Genomic DNA, 15,113 nt, shown 5'->3' on the forward strand with positions numbered 1-15,113 from the left:
CGCTGTGCCAGCCACGGTGACACCGACCAAGACCCCAAAAACCCTACGCGTTAGGCCGGTCCTGTCCTCGGATGTGATGCCTTCGTCAACCATTACGTCTGTTTCGACAATGGGTCGCTCAACGTCCCCCAATAATGTGGTCATTGGTGATGTCCGCTCACTCGGTGTGGATCGATCTGGGTAATGCGTGTCACCGAACGATTCTGGCTTCGACACCTTGTAAAAAACATGGAGAATTGACCTATGTTCGATAGAGATGCTCACCGACCCACCGGACTCCTGCTCGATGTTGACGGACCTGTCGCGAGCCCCGTGTCGCGGACCGTGCGGCCCGCCATCATCGACGATCTCCTGACCCTTGCCGCCGCCGGATGGCCGGTCATCTTCAACACCGGCCGCTCCGACACGTTCATTCGCAGCGAGGTCATGGCCCCCATGCTCGCGGCCGGCATCCCCGAGGGTGTGGTGTTCCACGCCATCTGTGAAAAGGGTGGCGTCTGGTTCAGCTTCGACCAGTCCGGGGCGGGGGAACTGCACGTGGATGAGACGCTTGCCCTGCCGCGGGAGTTCGGCGCAGGGATCCGCGACTTGGTGGCCGAGAAGTACTCGGGCCACATGTTCTTCGATGAGACCAAGTACGCGATGGTGTCCGTGGAGCAGCACATCGAGGTGGACAACACCGACTATCTGGCGGAACAGGCCGGGTTCGACGCCGACGCGCTGGCCCTGATGCGCTCGTTCGGGATGGGTGTCTGCCGGCTGGCCCACCACGCCCCGGACAGCGACGACAACATCGACTTCCGGATCGACCCGACCATCATCTCCACCGACATCGAGTCCGTCCGGCTGGGGAAGGATCTCGGCGCCGAGCGTGCCCTGGGCCTGCTGGGCACCGCCATCCCGGCCCGCTGGCGGACCGTCGGCGATTCGCGTACCGACTATGCGATGGCGGACTACCTCCACGAGCACGGCTACGACGTCGCTCACGTGGATGTCCGCCCGGCCGACGGCGTCCCGGACAAGCCGTACCCAGTGCTCACCGAGGGGCAGTTGACCAACGACGACGCCGGCGCCGCTTTCCTCGCCGGCTGCGTGCAGTCCCTGCGGGCCGTCAGCGGCGAGCCAACCGGTCGTTAGGCAGTCTTGGCGAGGGTCTCTTCGATGGCTGCGACCACCTCGGCCGATTCGGGTTCCACTGTGGGAGCGAAGCGCGCCACCACCGAGCCCTGACCGTTCACCAGGAACTTCTCGAAGTTCCACTTCACCAGCCCGGGCAGCACACCGTTCTTGAACTTGGTCAGCTCCGAGTACAGGGGGTGCTGGTTCTTCCCGCGCACGTCGGCCTTTTTGGTCAGCGGGAACGTGACGTCGTAGGTGGTGGAGCAGAAAGCCTGAATGTCCTCGTCGGTGCCGGGCTCCTGGCCCATGAACTGGTTGCAGGGCACCCCGACCACCACAAATCCCTGGTCCCGGTACTTCTGGTACAGGTTCTCCAGGCCACCGTACTGCGGGGTGTAGCCGCACTTCGACGCGACGTTGACCACCATGACCGTCTTCCCCGAAAAGTCGCCGAACGACTTCTCGGTGCCGTCGTTCATGGTCAGAGGGATTGAGTGAAGATTAGTTGAAGGCATGGTTACTCCCGGTAGGCGTCTGCAAAGCATTCGTACAGTAACAGCCGGCGGATGGGCCTGGGCGATAATGAGGGGTGGCCTCACTGAAGAACACCTGGCTCAACCGTTCCCTCGACAGCTGGCGGACGCAGCTCCGCAAGACGTTCACCGGCAACTCCGAGGTGCCTCCGTCCTGGGCGGAGAAACTGGACGAGGGCGACGACGTCGGGTACTTTCCGCCGTCGTCGGCGGCCTGGGCGGTGCACGGTTCGATGACCCCGCTGGTCGGCGGGATCCGGGCGCTGCTGCTGCAGGCCCTTCACCCCGGGGCCATGGCGGGAGTCCACGACTTCTCCCGGTACCGCGAGGACCCGCTCGGCCGGTTGGCGGGGACCATCCAGTGGATCTTCACCGTCACGTACGGGTCCGCGGAGGCAGCCAAGGGCGGCTCGGCCTGGGTGCAGCGCCTGCACCAGCGGGTTACCGGAACCTATATCGACAGCCAGGGGGCTACCCAGCCCTACTCCGCGGGTTCCCCCGATCTGCTGCGCTGGGTGCACCTGGCCTTCACCGATGCGTTCCTCGCCTCCCATCTGGCGTATGGTCCGCCGATCCCGGGCGGAGCCGACGGGTATGTGGCCGAGTGGGCCCAGGCGGGCCGGCTGATGGGCGTGACCGATCCTCCCAGCTCGGCGGCGGAACTCGCCGCCCAGCTGGCAGCCTTCGACGACCAGCTGGTCTGCGGCCCACAGGTCACCGAAGCCCTCCGCTACATCAAGCGCCCGCCGTTGCCGATGTCGCAGCGGTTCGGGTACCAGGTGCTGTTTGCCGGCGCGGTGGCCACGCTTGAGCCCAGGCATCGGGAGCTGCTGGGCCTCCGTGTCCCCTCGCTGGGTCCCATTCCCCTCCCGGTACGCACCGCGACCCGGCTGGTGATGTTCGTTGTACGGCTAGGGCTCGGCCCCGAAGGTCCAAGCGAGGCCGCCGCCAAGCGCCGCCTGGACCGGCTGCGGGGCACAGCGGCCGAGGCGAATCCGCCCCAGCCAGGGGCGTGAGGCCGCGCCGTCCCACGCTAATAGTGCGGATCTGCAGATGTGTCCTTAGTAGGCATACTCCCATGCGCTGCCAGTCCAGAAGTCCTGGTAAATGAGAATTCCCGACGGGCTAGCAACGTCAAGCAGCACCAAACCATTCGCTTTCTCTCCCGGACCGATATCCGTTGGCAGCAGAAGAGAATCTTCAAGGCAGAAGAGCGTAGCCACACTGTCAGCTCCGGCGTTCGAAGTAACCCCGTCTGGCCCGATCGCCTGGAAAGTATAGGAAGACATGCTGAATTGCTGAATCAGGTCGGAATCGAGCATGTTGGGACTGGTCTCGACTGAGACATCTAACGCGACGAAGTGCCCGTTCTCTGGAGGTTCTGCAAACTGTTCGGTGCATGGGATGTCGACAACAATGTCGTTGACAACAAACGTTACGAGGTACTCGCCGTTTGCGTCCCTGATGCCGGCCAGCTCGCCCACCTGTTTGATGAGGTTACCGCGACCAGACGTTTGTGGGCTGGCAGGCGGGGCCGCTGTAGGCCGCGGCACCTGGGTTGCGGTTGGACTAGGAGCCGGGTCGGGTTCAGACGTTGGGGGTTGCGATGTAGATGTCGCGATGGGCGGGGCCGAAGACTGGGTGGGTACTGGTTCCTGAGACGGGCTCGCACTATCAGTGACCGCGTCGATGGGCGCGGCTTCACCCGATCCTCCGGCCGAACAACCGGTAAGGACAAGAGCAATGCCGACTAACGGCACAAAATGACTTTTCATGGTTCCCCCGGGTGCGTAAATGCGGTCCCTAGATCGTACGTGCCCGTGCACGCCGTCCGCGCCTCAATGAGAGTCCCGGTGATCAGCTCGGTTCATCTGACGTTTGGGCCAATCGAGGCGAATCCGCCCCAGCCAGGGGCGTGAGGCTGCGCTTTTTCCCACCGAACACCCGCCATGAGTGGGATTGTCTAGACATGCCCACCGATCGCCGCCCACCGGTGGGAAACTCGATGGGTGAACAACAAAAAACACCCCCGGCCGAAGCTGGGGGTGTTTCTTTGGTGCAACTCACATGTGCGGAGGATGGGGGATTTGAACCCCCGAGGGCGTTAACCCAACACGCGTTCCAGGCGTGCGCCATAGGCCGCTAGGCGAATCCTCCTAGTTTGGAGCAGATACCAGAATACCCACTGGGGAACGATCTAACGAATCGCGGCCCTGTGACCCTGTCGAAACCCCCTCACTAGCCCTTGGCCCAGGGAGTGCAGGAGCCCCATACTCTGTGCATGGATGACACGCGTCCGGGCCGGCACCGGTTGGCGCTGGGGCCGGTCTGGTCAGCGGCGGCAGCCCTCGCCGTCGCCCTCACCCTCTTCAGTGCCCCCTACGGTTTTCACCGGGACGAACTCTATTTCCGGATGCTGGAGCCCGCCTGGGGGTATGTGGACCAGCCACCCCTGACCCCGCTGCTGGTGCAGTTCTTCAGCTCGGTCGTGGCCGACGAACCCTGGGCTATCCGGATCCCTGCGACCGTGGCGGCGAGCGCCTCGGTGCTTGTGATCGCTGGCATCACCAGGGAACTCGGCGGGGACCGCGCCGCTCAGACGCTGTCTGCCTGGGCCTACGCCTTCGCCGCCACCCCACTGCTGATGGGGCACGTGATGCTGACCTCGTCACTCGACCTGCTGGTCTGGCCCGCCGTGTGCCTGCTGGTGATCATGGCCGTCCTCCGGGACGAAAAACGCTGGTGGCTGCTCACCGGCGTCGTCGTCGGGCTCAGCATGTACAACAAGTTGCTAGTGGCCGGGTTGCTGGCCTCGCTGGTCGTCGGCCTGTTGCTGGTGGGACCGCGCGGGGTGCTGGTCTCCCGCGCCGTCATCGCGGCCGCGGTGATCGCGCTGGCGATTGGCGCACCCAACCTGATCTATCAGGCGGCGAACGGTTGGCCGCAGCTGGCCATGGGTGCCGCTCTGGCGGGGAACAACGCCGGAGAAGTGAGAATCCTTATGTGGCCATTCCTACTGCTGCTGCTCGGGCCGCCGCTGGTGCTGGTCTGGGTGGCCGGGGTGGTGGCGCTGGTCCGCCGCCCGCAGTGGCGGGCCGTCCGGTTTCTGGCAGCGGCCCTCCCCGTGCTCCTGGTGCTGACCTTTCTGGCCGGGTCGCAGGTCTACTACCCCTTCGGACTGCTGGCGGTGTTGTTCGCCGCCGGATGTATTCCAGTGGTGGAGTACGTTGACCGGTCGGGTCGGAAACTGCGACCGGCCCTGGCGGGCGCCGTCGCACTAAATGCGGTGGTGTCGGCGGTGATCGCGCTCCCGCTCCTGCCCGTCCGGACGCTGGGGGCCAGCCCCATTCCGGCGCTCAACCAGCTCGCGGCCGATCAGGTGGGGTGGCCGGAGTACACGCAGCAGGTGGCCTCCGCCTATCTCTCCCTGCCCGCCGGGGAGAGGGAACGCGCCGTGATCATCGCCAGCAATTATGGCGAGGCGGGCGCCGTGGCCCGGTACGGCCTGGACCTGGGCCTCCCCGGCCCCTACAGCGGCCACAACCAGCTGTATTTCGACCGGATACCGCCCGAAATCGCCGACACGGCGGTGATCGTGGGCGGTCAGGTGGAGCGGGTATCCGCCTACTTTGCCTCCTGCGAGCACGTGGGGTCACTCGATCACGGGTTGGGCGTCGACTCCGAGGAACAGGCCCAGCCGCTCGCCCTCTGCCGCTCCCCGCTCGGTTCCTGGGCCGCCATCTGGCCTGTCTTCCAGCATTATGACTGACGATTCCAGCGGTTCGAAACCGGTCCCGGGATTCCTGTAGACTATTTCCCGGCCCCTCATGTGGTGTCACCCTGTGAACTCCCCCAGGACCGGAAGGTAGCAAGGGTAAGCGGGCTCTGGCAGGTGCATGGGGGGTCTTCTCATTCCCTGACGCAGCAGGAGCACCGATGAACAGCCCCGGCGCCGGCCGCTTCGCCCCGAGCCCCTCCGGCGAACTGCATGTGGGAAACCTCCGCACCGCCATGCTGGCCTGGCTGTTTGCGCGCAGCACCTCCCGGGAGTTCCTGGTGAGGATCGAAGACCTGGACCGCTCCCGCGCCGGAGCCGAGGCCGCCCAGCTCGCCGAGCTTGCCGCCGTCGGGATCGACTGGGACCACGAACCTACCCGTCAGAGCGACCGTCTCCCCCTCTACCAGCAGGCGATTGACTCGCTTCGGGAGGCTGGCCTGCTGTACGAGTGCTACTGCACCCGCCGCGACATTGCCGAGGCCGCCTCCGCACCCCATTCCCTCCCGGGCTCTTACCCGGGCACCTGCCGCACCCTGTCGAAGGCGGACCGGGACCTGCCGCGCGACCGCCCGCCGGCACTGCGGCTGCGATCAGGGGTCACCAGCTGGACGGTCGAGGATCAGCTGCACGGTACGTACACCGGTCCGGTGGATGACCTCGTCATCGTTCGCAGCGACGGGGTGCCCGCCTACAACCTGGCGGTGGTCGTCGACGACGCCGCGCAGGGTGTCGACCAGGTGGTCCGCGGCGATGACCTGTTGAGTTCCACCCCGCGGCAGGCCTATCTGGCGGGTCTGCTGGGGTTGGCCCCACCCCGGTATGCCCACGTTCCGCTCGCCCTGAACCAGGACGGACAGCGCCTGGCCAAACGGGACGGTGCCGTCACCCTTGAATCACTCGCCGGGAAGGGTCTGGGTCCGGACCGGGTGAGGGACCTGATCCTTCGCTCGGCGGGCCTCCCTGAGGGTACGCTGGCAGGAGCGCTTGAGGCGTTTGATCCCGCAGGGTTGCCGCGGGAAGCCTGGGTGGTCCAACCCGGCGAGCTGTCCTGATTCCGCCACTGCACTACGTCACCACCAACCGATAGGGTTCTTCTGTGAGCACAGCCCTTTACCGCCGATACCGCCCGGAAGCCTTCGCGGATGTTATCGGCCAGGAGCACGTCACCGAGCCCCTCATGGCTGCCATCGAGAAGGGCCGGGTCAATCACGCCTACCTGTTCTCCGGCCCCCGCGGCTGCGGAAAGACCACCTCCGCCCGCATTCTCGCCCGCTGCCTGAACTGTGCGCAGGGCCCCACCCCCGTCCCGTGCGGTGTCTGCGACAGTTGCGTGGAGTTGGCCCGGGGCGGATCCGGCAGCCTCGATGTCATCGAGATTGATGCCGCCAGCCACGGTGGTGTCGACGACGCCAGGGATCTCCGCGAGCGTGCCACGTTCGCTCCCGTCCGTGACCGCTACAAAATCTTCATTATTGACGAGGCCCACATGGTCACCTCGGCGGGCTTCAACGCGCTCCTGAAGATCGTCGAGGAGCCGCCCGAGCACATCAAGTTCATCTTCGCCACCACCGAGCCCGACAAGGTGATCGGCACCATCCGGTCCCGCACCCACCACTACCCGTTCCGCCTGGTGCCCCCCGAGCCGTTGATGGGATACCTGGATCTGCTCTGCACCCAGGAAGGAATCCCGGTTGCCCCAGGGGTCCTCTCGCTGGTGATTCGCGCTGGCGGCGGATCAGTGCGTGATTCCCTATCGGTCCTGGACCAGCTGATGGCCGGCGCCGGCCCCGATGGTCTCGACTACGAACTGGCCGTGTCCCTCCTCGGATACACCCACGCTTCGCTGCTCGACGACGTCGTCGACGCCTTCGCCGCAGGAGACGCCGGCACCGTGTTCAGCGCCGTCGACCGGGTCATCCAGACCGGACACGACCCCCGCCGGTTCGTCGAGGACCTGCTGGAACGGTTCCGTGACCTGATCATCGTGAACGCGGTTCCAGACAGTGCCGCCGCGATCCTCCGCGGCACCCCGGATGACCAGCTGAACCGCATGCGGACCCAGGCCAACCAGATGGGACGCGGTGAACTGTCCCGCGCCGCTGACATCACCAACACGGCGCTGACTGAAATGACCGGCGCCACCTCGCCGCGCCTTCACCTTGAACTGCTCTGCGCGCGGATCCTGCTGCCAGCCGCCGATGAAACCGAACGGGGAACACTGGCCAGGGTGGACCGGATTGAGCGTCGCCTGCAGTACGCCGGGTCCGACGCCGTGCCCGCAGCGGCACCCGTCGCGCCGACAGCGCCCGCACAAGGGCAGGGCCGTGGTACGGGTGATCAGGCCACTCCCGAGCGTGGCACCCCTGAGAAAGGTGTTCCTACCCAGCCTCGTTCTGGTCAGTTTGGTTCTGCGCAGGTTGCCCCAGCGGCAGCTGCCCCGGATGCTGGCGCAGCGCCCCAGGAGCGTATCGCACCCCCCGCAGCGGACGCGGTCGACGCCGCCCCGGCCCAGAACACGGCGCGTCCGGTTCCGGACGACGCCGCGTGGCCCGACGAGTCCACCTTCACAGAGTCCGCACCCGTTTCCGCAGTGTCAGCACCAGCTGGCCCGGCCACTCCCTCGCCGGAGACATCGATGCCAGCCCAGGCGGAGCCAGCTCCCGCGCCCACCACCGCGGGTGCGCCTCAGGTGGAGATGATCAGGCGGGCCTGGCCCGAAATCATGGACGAGCTGGCCAGGATCAAACGCACCACCTGGCTCAACGTCAACCCCGACGCCAAGCCACGCACCATGAACGGCAACCAGCTGGTGCTTGCCTTCGCCACCCAGGGGAACGCCATCGCCTTCCAGCGCGGCCCCCACATGGATAACGTGAAGCAGGCCATCCACAAGATCCTGGCTCTCGACGTCACCATTGAAGTGGTGCACGACGGCGCGGCGGCAGCGGGTGAGCCAAACCCAAAAGTACCCACTAGTCGGCAGACGCCGGCGGAGCCACACAGCAGCTCAACGCCCGAAACGCGTCGCGTCGAGCCCGTCGCCGCGACCCCGCGACCCGCAGCGGTGTCCCCGGACACGCGTTCAACCGAGCCACCCTCGGTCACGGCTCCGCTGACCTCACCGGACGCGTCCCCGGCGAACCCGGCGCCCGTCGCTGCGGCGACGGCACGACCCGGGACCAGCCCGGCGCGGCAAGCCCCCTCGGCCACGTCACCCGCTACCGTGACACCGGCAACTTCCGAGCCCGCCACGGTAAGCCAGGTCCCGTCAGCAGCAACACCTGCCACCCCGGCAGCTGTCTCCCCTGCACCCGTACCGGAAACCGTGCAGCCGACGCGGCGGCCGTCCGCAGCGTCGACGACTGCGGGGCACGCCCCCACCACCCGGTGGAACACGGGCCCCGCCGCCGCCGGGAACCAGTCCCCCGCCCCGAGTCCAGCCGCACACAACGCACCGGGTCCACGCGACGGATCGGGGGCGCGTGGAGGTACCCGGCCTGCCCGGACCGCTCCCCAGCCGGACGATTCGTGGGCCTCGGTGGAACCGCCCTCCGATGAGTACGACCTTGGGCCGGAAAGCACAGCCTGGCAGACACCAGAGCCGTCCGAAGCCGAGACCTGGGCGCCCGAATCGCCTCAGCCGGCACCTGCCAGAACGCCCGCCGCCGCGCCGCAGGGCAGTGCACCTCCACGCCAAGCGGATCCGGGACAGCGCCCGGAAGCCACGCCGCCCGCGCAGCGGCCACCGTCCGCGTCGCCGGAGGCTGCACCGTCCGCAGCCAAACCGCTCAGCCGCTACCAGCGGCTGCTCGATGAAGCCGAGCGAAAACGGCAGGAAGAGGAAGCGGCAAATCCCCGAAAGGGCGCCGTAGACTTGACCTACATTGAGGACGAGCCCAGCGCCGACGATGTCACCATCGAAGAGTCTGGGCTGGTGGGCCGTTCGGCAATCGAACGCATCCTCAATGGCAGGCTGATTGAGGAACGCGGCGTCGACAGCCCCTAGCTCTCCTCCTCAGCAAACCAGCAACCAGAAGAAGGTTCAGTGTACGAAGGCGCAGTCCAGGAGCTCATCGACGAACTGGGCCGGCTCCCCGGAGTAGGACCCAAATCCGCGCAACGACTGGCGTTCTACATCCTCGAAGGCGACAGCGAAGATATCAAACGCCTTGTCACAGCCATCGTCACTGTGAAGGAGCGCGTCAAATTCTGCACTGTCTGCGGCAACGTCGCCGAGCAGGACACCTGCGGCATCTGTCGTGACCCACGCCGTGACCCGACGGCAATCTGCGTTGTCGAGGAATCCAAGGATGTGATCGCCGTTGAACGCACCCGATCGTTCAGGGGTCGCTATCACGTGCTCGGCGGAGCCATCAACCCCATCGCCGGGATTGGGCCGGACCAGCTCCGCATCCGCGAACTACTCAGCAGGCTCTCCGATGACAAGATCGAAGAGATTATCATCGCCACCGACCCCAATCTGGAGGGGGAGGCAACCGCGACCTACCTCGCCCGGATGCTCAAAACCATCGGGATCAAAGTGACCCGCCTTGCCTCGGGGCTACCTGTCGGCGGCGACCTTGAGTATGCCGATGAAGTGACGCTCGGCCGGGCCTTCGAAGGACGCAGGACCGTTTCCTGATCCGGTGAGGAACCTGGACATCGGTGCGCAACCTTCCGCTCACGGATGTCCAGATTCACACCTCCAGTCCAGGTTGCTCACCGGAACAGTACTATTCGTGGGATGAACCCCAGCGAACCGCTCAGGCGATCCGGGTTCCCTGGGCGAGCCGTCTGGCCGGGGTGGCAAGCTTTCCACGTCCCAACCACAGCAGACCCCCGGCGAGCGCAGACTGCAGTACGAGACCGAGAGGCCAGATCGGGAAACTTTCGTCCGGTAGGTCCCGGCCAAAACCCTGCGCTTCCTCACAGGTGGTCTCGTAGTCAGGCCCCGCCTGCAACAGGCGGACCCCCACACTGATGCCTTCCATGATGCCGGGCTGGACATACACGTCCGGGTTAGCCGGTTGGGACACCTGCCCGAAGTCACCGCCGCGGGAGTACGGCACCGAGTCGGCCACGATCACGAACGGGTTGGCGGCCAGCAGCCAGGTGGTCCGATCGGTGTGGTGCACGGTCTGGAGTTGGGTGCGGGTGACGCATTCCAACTCGACGGACGCCGGGATCGGTGCAGAAAAGTCGGTGCCCGGTGGGTAGTCCAGATAGGAGTACGTCACCTCCACATTCTCCTCGTCGACCAGAGCGTAGCTAAGTCCAAAGGTGATCAGGGTGCCGATGCCGAGCAGGGCCACCACCATGTAGGTGGTGACAATCGAGAACAGCGGCCGGTTGGCGAGGGCGGAGATGCCGATGCCGATCGCCGACACGATCCCCAATTCCACGCTGAGCATCAGCAGCGAGGTGAAGGCCTCCGCCGGGTTCACCCCACCCAGTGCCAGCGCCCAGAAGATGAACGGTGAGCTGACCAGGAGGAAGGCCAGCGACGCCACCCAGGAGGCCAGCCATTTGCCCCAGAGGATCTGCCCCGGGGTGAGGAGTGTGATCTGCAGGATGGCGAGGGTCCCCGCAGCGCGGTCACCGTTCACGGCGTTGGCTGACAGGCCCGGCGCCACCAGCAACCCGAAGAACAGGACGAATCCCACCACCAGGTCAAAGAGAATGGCGCCCGAGCCCTCGGTGGCCGCGGTGGTGACCGACGCCAACAGGAACACCAGCCCAATGACGAAGAACCAGATGACGAGCATGATGTACCAGGCCCGGGCCCGCAACCGTTGACGCATTTCAAGGCCGAACACTGCTTTCACCCCGTTCCAATAGGAGAGGGTGAGGTCGGTCGACGCGCCGGTTGAGCCCGGCTGCTCAGTCGTTGAGGTGCTCATTGTCTGTCCGTATCAAGGCTCATATAGGTTTCTTCGAGGGCGCCGCCAGCTGGAGCGAAGGCGGTGATCGCGACGTCGGCCAGGATCAGCGTGCGAAGCAGCCAGGCTGCCTGGTCGGTGCTGCTCATCATCACCTGATACTCGGCACGGCGGGAGTCCCCCCGCACCTCGAACGTCACGCCGTGGCTGGTGAGCGCCTCCGCCAGCGGCTCCATCGGGTCAGCTTGGATGTAGTAGCGGCGAATTTGGGTGCCGGCCTCATCAAGGGTCTGGTTCTTGACCGATTCACCCCGGTTGATGAACACTGCACGATCCGCGATCTCGTCCAGTTCGGAGAGCACATGGCTGGACACCACCACCGTCTTCCCCTGGTCCGCCAGGGAGCGCAGGGTGGCACGGAGCTCCACCCTCGATCCCGGGTCCAGCCCTGACGCGGGCTCGTCCAGCAGTAGCACCGCCGGATCGTGGATCAATGCACGGGCAAGGCTCAGCCGTTGCTGTTGCCCCCGGGAGAGCACCCGTGCGGGTTTGTCAGCGAACTCCTCCAGCCGGACCGCGGCCAGCAGCTCGGCGGCCCGCTCCCGGCGCCGGTCCGACGGCATCCCGTAGAGGGAGCCCATCGTGGTCAGGATTTCCGTAGCAGTCAGGGATTCCCAGACCCCCAGGGTGTCCGGCATCCAACCGACGGTGCGCCTCACGGCCGCAGCATCTCGCAGGGGGTCCACCCCACCGACCGTCAAGGTTCCCGTATCGGGCGCCAGCAGGGATGCCAGGATCAGAAGCAGGGTGGTTTTACCCGACCCGTTGGGCCCGATCAGTGCCGTCACCTCCCCGGGCGGCGCCGCAAAGTCAATATGCCTGATCGCCGCGACGGTGCCGAAGCTCCGTGCGATTCCCGTGGCAACGATTCCCCCATACTCGTTGTTCATAGTTGAACCCTATGCGACTTGCGTCACACCCCGGGGACATCGGCGGAACATTCGGACGCGCAATTGGCTGCCGCAAAACCCGCGGGGCTAAACTTGGACCGTCTACCGAGGCGCCAGTGATGTCGCACGGCTAACCCCCAACATCCGTCAGCGAGCGTGTGCATGAGCCTGATCGTCCAGAAGTTTGGTGGCTCCTCAGTTGGGGATGCCGCCGGAATCAAGCGTGTCGCGCAACGTGTTGTCCAGACCCAGCGCGCCGGCCACCAGGTAGTGGTGGTGGTATCGGCTATGGGTGACAGCACCGATGAGCTCCTCGACCTTGCTGCCCAGGTTTCCAACGATGCCGTCGCGAATCCCCGCGAAATGGACATGCTCCTGAGCGCTGGCGAACGCATCTCGATGGCCCTGCTCGCGATGGGGATCCACGGGCTGGGTGCGTCGGCCCAATCGTTCACCGGCAGCCAGGCGGGCATGATCACCGACGCGATCCACGGCCGTGCCCGCATCATCTCCGTTTCACCCCATCGGATCAGGACAGCGATCGACCGCGGCGACGTCGCGATTGTCGCCGGGTTCCAGGGCATGAGCCGGGAAAGCAACGACATCACCACACTCGGGCGGGGCGGTTCCGATACGACGGCGGTTGCCCTCGCCGCGGCACTGGGCGCTGACGTGTGCGAGATCTACACCGACGTCGACGGCGTCTACACCGCAGACCCGCGCGTCGTCCCGAGCGCAAAGAAAATCGAGGAGATCTCCAGCGAGGAGATGCTCGAAATGGCTGCCTCGGGTGCGAAGATCCTGCACCTGCGCAGCGTTGAGTATGCGCGGCGGTTCGGGGTTCGGCTGCACGTGCGCTCATCGTTCAGTGACCACGTGGGCACCTGGGTGCTTCCCAGCCCTGACGACCAGATCAAAATTCAAGAGGGAGATCCCATGGAACAACCCATCATCTCGGGCGTGGCCCATGACCGTTCGGAAGCGAAGGTCACAGTGGTGGGTGTCCCCGACATCCCGGGCAAGGCCGCCGAGATTTTCGGTATCGTCGCGGGCGCCCACTCCAACATCGACATGATCGTGCAAAACGTTTCGACTCACGGTTCCGGGCGCACTGACATCTCGTTTACCCTGCCGATCGTTGAGGGCTCAGATGCCCTGGCCGCGCTGAAGGCCGCGCAGGAACGGGTGGGATACGAGAGCGTCGACTACAACGAAAAGATCGGAAAGCTCTCGCTGATTGGCGCTGGCATGCGCTCCAACCCGGGCGTCTCCTACCGGTTCTTCAAAGCCCTCTCCGATGCGGGAGTGAACATCGACATGATCTCGACGTCAGAGATCCGCATCTCGGTGGTGACCGACGCGGACCTGCTGGACCGCGCAGTCCGTGCGGTGCACGCCGCGTTTGACCTCGACGGCGAGTCGGTAGCCACGGTCCATGCGGGGACCGGGCGCTAGTCCTCGGTGTGTAGGACCTTCTTGCCGGTGTAGTCCGTGTATTTCATCGGGGGCTCCGGCGGGCGGACCGGCGGGTGCTCTTTCCGCACCGCGTAGTGATGCCCCTCAGAATCCTCCTCCACCTCAAAGCCGGCAAGGTCGGCCTCCGAGGCCTGCTCAAACTCGTCGTGCCGGTGAACTACCGGGAGGGTGGGATCACTGCGTTCCGCGGGACCCATGAACACCTTGGCCGGGTTTTTCAGCCACTTCCGGGGGGACCGCTTCGTGGGATTACTCATTCGAACCGCCTTCTTCCTATGCGATGCGCCTGGGGATAATTTTACTGCCGGAACACGGAAAAGGCGCCGCCGCTGGCGGGGTCCTTCTTTCACTTCCCGGCCCGAATGCGCCAGAATCGGGAGGACGGACAACGGCACCCACCCAAAGGATCACCCATGCGGAACTCAGCGGCGGACATCTGGCCGACAGTCCACGCCGAGAGGCATCAACTGGCCGAGGACCTGTCGTTGGTGAGTGGCACCAAATGGCTGACCCCGTCGCTTTGTCCGGGCTGGGATGTCCACGACGTCCTGGCACACCTGGTGGATACAGCCCGCACCGGACGGGCGTCCTTCATCAGGGGCCTGCTGGCGGCGAGAATGGACTTTGACCGGCTGAATGAGATCGGCATCGCCCGGGCTAAACACTCCGACCCGAGGGACACGCTGGCGGCGCTCCGCCGCGACGCACCACTCACCCGGACACCGCCAGCGAACCTGGCGACCCGGCTGGTCGAAGCCTTCGTGCACGGTGAAGATATCCGCCGCCCCCTCGGCATCTCGGCAACGTATCCTCACGACGCTGTCGCCACCGCCCTCGCCTACCAGCTGAAAACCAGTGTCTCCTACGGCGGAGGGCGGGAACGTGTCCAGAACCTTCGGCTGGTTAATCGGGACACCGGCGCCTGGTGGGGCGAGGGGGACACCGTCGAGGCCGACGGTATCGACCTGCTCCTCGCGGTCTCTGGACGATCGGTGGAGGCAGCCCGCCTCACGGGTGACGGGGCCCCACGCCTCAGCGGTCCTGCGGCGGCCGGCTAGCTCTTCGGCACGATGTAGGTGCTGCCGTCGGGGCGCTTCACCGTTTCCCACCGCGACGCGTCAGCTTCCCGGTCCTTCAGCAACGCCTGGTTCTCGCGGGTCATCGGATGATCCAGCGAGCTGCTCTGCGCGGGACCGAAAACGGCCCGCGCGCGGCCGGTCGCCTTCATGAACCGTTGCACAAAACTTGGCTTAGCCATCTCGTTCCTTCCACGCGTCCTGATCGGCAAAGTGGTGCCGTCCTTCCCATTGTCCTCCCGATTGATCCCCCGGGAGCGCGTCCCACTTCCTGTGGCCTCCTTGGACCCATGCGAGGCCGC

14 protein-coding genes, 1 tRNA gene and 1 other RNA gene are annotated in these 15,113 nt (G+C 65.7%); 9 read left to right on the forward strand and 7 right to left on the reverse strand.

Annotated features, from left to right (window positions below; translation table 11 throughout):
* Positions 1–243: 243 nt before the first annotated feature.
* Entirely contained in the window at positions 244–1,137 is an 894-nt protein-coding gene (locus tag HMI57_RS11850) for a hypothetical protein (protein ID WP_171586213.1), read from the forward strand.
* Here the strand turns inward: HMI57_RS11850 and HMI57_RS11855 are convergent.
* The gene (locus tag HMI57_RS11855; RefSeq protein ID WP_171586214.1) at positions 1,134–1,634 is read right to left on the reverse strand and encodes a glutathione peroxidase; all 501 of its coding nucleotides are present in this window, start codon (positions 1,632–1,634) and stop codon (positions 1,134–1,136) included. The two genes, HMI57_RS11850 and HMI57_RS11855, sit on opposite strands and share 4 nt — an antisense overlap.
* Positions 1,635–1,708: 74 nt before the next feature.
* On the opposite strand from HMI57_RS11855, the gene HMI57_RS11860 reads away from it, so the two are divergent.
* Positions 1,709–2,668: an oxygenase MpaB family protein gene (locus tag HMI57_RS11860; protein ID WP_171586215.1), complete on the forward strand. Its 960-nt coding sequence runs from the start codon at positions 1,709–1,711 to the stop codon at positions 2,666–2,668.
* 45 nt (positions 2,669–2,713) lie between these two features.
* Here HMI57_RS11860 and HMI57_RS11865 read toward each other — a convergent pair whose 3' ends face one another.
* Both HMI57_RS11865 and HMI57_RS11870 read right to left on the reverse strand, forming a co-directional pair.
* A complete protein-coding gene (locus HMI57_RS11865; protein WP_171586216.1) occupies positions 2,714–3,136 on the reverse strand; it encodes a hypothetical protein in 423 nt (140 codons plus the stop codon).
* Positions 3,137–3,724: 588 nt separating this feature from the next.
* Positions 3,725–3,809, reverse strand: a tRNA-Ser gene (locus HMI57_RS11870).
* 124 nt (positions 3,810–3,933) lie between these two features.
* On the opposite strand from HMI57_RS11870, the gene HMI57_RS11875 reads away from it, so the two are divergent.
* From HMI57_RS11875 to recR, 5 genes are all read left to right on the forward strand, one after another.
* Positions 3,934–5,421, forward strand: a complete 1,488-nt coding sequence (locus HMI57_RS11875; protein WP_171586217.1) for a glycosyltransferase family 39 protein — start codon at positions 3,934–3,936, stop codon at positions 5,419–5,421.
* Positions 5,422–5,468: 47 nt separating this feature from the next.
* Positions 5,469–5,564, forward strand: an RNA gene (gene ffs / locus HMI57_RS11880) — signal recognition particle sRNA small type.
* Positions 5,565–5,588: 24 nt separating this feature from the next.
* Complete coding sequence (gluQRS, locus tag HMI57_RS11885; RefSeq protein WP_171586218.1) at positions 5,589–6,482, forward strand: tRNA glutamyl-Q(34) synthetase GluQRS; 894 nt, start codon at positions 5,589–5,591, stop codon at positions 6,480–6,482.
* Positions 6,483–6,526: 44 nt separating this feature from the next.
* Positions 6,527–9,436, forward strand: coding sequence for a DNA polymerase III subunit gamma and tau (locus tag HMI57_RS11890; RefSeq protein ID WP_171586219.1), 2,910 nt, complete (start codon positions 6,527–6,529; stop codon positions 9,434–9,436).
* A 39-nt stretch (positions 9,437–9,475) separates the two neighbouring features.
* Positions 9,476–10,072 carry a recombination mediator RecR gene (gene recR, locus HMI57_RS11895; protein WP_171586220.1) on the forward strand — a complete coding sequence of 199 codons (597 nt, stop codon included), beginning with the start codon at positions 9,476–9,478 and terminating at the stop codon, positions 10,070–10,072.
* A 121-nt stretch (positions 10,073–10,193) separates the two neighbouring features.
* Here the strand turns inward: recR and HMI57_RS11900 are convergent, their stop codons facing one another.
* Together HMI57_RS11900 and HMI57_RS11905 are read right to left on the reverse strand one after the other, a co-directional pair.
* A complete protein-coding gene (locus HMI57_RS11900; protein WP_171586221.1) occupies positions 10,194–11,330 on the reverse strand; it encodes an ABC transporter permease in 1,137 nt (378 codons plus the stop codon).
* Positions 11,327–12,259 carry an ABC transporter ATP-binding protein gene (locus HMI57_RS11905; RefSeq protein WP_171586222.1) on the reverse strand — a complete coding sequence of 311 codons (933 nt, stop codon included), beginning with the start codon at positions 12,257–12,259 and terminating at the stop codon, positions 11,327–11,329. The genes HMI57_RS11900 and HMI57_RS11905 overlap by 4 nt, the downstream gene beginning before the upstream one ends.
* Before the next feature lie 162 nt (positions 12,260–12,421).
* Here HMI57_RS11905 and HMI57_RS11910 point away from each other — a divergent pair, with 162 nt between their 5' ends.
* Positions 12,422–13,714 carry an aspartate kinase gene (locus HMI57_RS11910; RefSeq protein WP_171586223.1) on the forward strand — a complete coding sequence of 431 codons (1,293 nt, stop codon included), beginning with the start codon at positions 12,422–12,424 and terminating at the stop codon, positions 13,712–13,714.
* On the opposite strand, the gene HMI57_RS11915 is transcribed toward HMI57_RS11910, so the two are convergent.
* Complete coding sequence (locus HMI57_RS11915) at positions 13,711–13,932, reverse strand: hypothetical protein (protein WP_225667826.1); 222 nt, start codon at positions 13,930–13,932, stop codon at positions 13,711–13,713. The two genes, HMI57_RS11910 and HMI57_RS11915, sit on opposite strands and share 4 nt — an antisense overlap.
* 216 nt (positions 13,933–14,148) lie before the next feature.
* Here HMI57_RS11915 and HMI57_RS11920 point away from each other — a divergent pair, with 216 nt between their 5' ends.
* Positions 14,149–14,793 (forward strand): maleylpyruvate isomerase family mycothiol-dependent enzyme, encoded by a 645-nt coding sequence (locus HMI57_RS11920; protein ID WP_171586224.1) that lies wholly within the window; start codon positions 14,149–14,151, stop codon positions 14,791–14,793.
* On the opposite strand, the gene HMI57_RS11925 is transcribed toward HMI57_RS11920, so the two are convergent.
* Complete coding sequence (locus tag HMI57_RS11925; protein WP_171586225.1) at positions 14,790–14,993, reverse strand: hypothetical protein; 204 nt, start codon at positions 14,991–14,993, stop codon at positions 14,790–14,792. The genes HMI57_RS11920 and HMI57_RS11925 overlap by 4 nt on opposite strands.
* Positions 14,994–15,113 lie beyond the last annotated feature (120 nt).

Source organism: Arthrobacter sp. 260, assembly GCF_013116745.1.
Classification (GTDB): Bacteria; Actinomycetota; Actinomycetes; order Actinomycetales; family Micrococcaceae; genus Arthrobacter_D.

What these genes read in the sequence shown, in the direction of transcription:
- HMI57_RS11850 (WP_171586213.1), top strand. Translation starts at nt 244, where the DNA reads ATGTTCGATAGAGATGCTCACCGACCCACCGGACTCCTGCTCGATGTT.
- HMI57_RS11855 (WP_171586214.1), bottom strand. Translation starts at nt 1,634, where the DNA reads ATGCCTTCAACTAATCTTCACTCAATCCCTCTGACCATGAACGACGGC.
- HMI57_RS11875 (WP_171586217.1), top strand. Translation starts at nt 3,934, where the DNA reads ATGGATGACACGCGTCCGGGCCGGCACCGGTTGGCGCTGGGGCCGGTC.
- gluQRS (WP_171586218.1), top strand. Translation starts at nt 5,589, where the DNA reads ATGAACAGCCCCGGCGCCGGCCGCTTCGCCCCGAGCCCCTCCGGCGAA.
- HMI57_RS11900 (WP_171586221.1), bottom strand. Translation starts at nt 11,330, where the DNA reads ATGAGCACCTCAACGACTGAGCAGCCGGGCTCAACCGGCGCGTCGACC.
- HMI57_RS11905 (WP_171586222.1), bottom strand. Translation starts at nt 12,259, where the DNA reads ATGAACAACGAGTATGGGGGAATCGTTGCCACGGGAATCGCACGGAGC.
- HMI57_RS11910 (WP_171586223.1), top strand. Translation starts at nt 12,422, where the DNA reads ATGAGCCTGATCGTCCAGAAGTTTGGTGGCTCCTCAGTTGGGGATGCC.
- HMI57_RS11915 (WP_225667826.1), bottom strand. Translation starts at nt 13,932, where the DNA reads ATGGGTCCCGCGGAACGCAGTGATCCCACCCTCCCGGTAGTTCACCGG.
- HMI57_RS11920 (WP_171586224.1), top strand. Translation starts at nt 14,149, where the DNA reads ATGCGGAACTCAGCGGCGGACATCTGGCCGACAGTCCACGCCGAGAGG.
- HMI57_RS11925 (WP_171586225.1), bottom strand. Translation starts at nt 14,993, where the DNA reads ATGGCTAAGCCAAGTTTTGTGCAACGGTTCATGAAGGCGACCGGCCGC.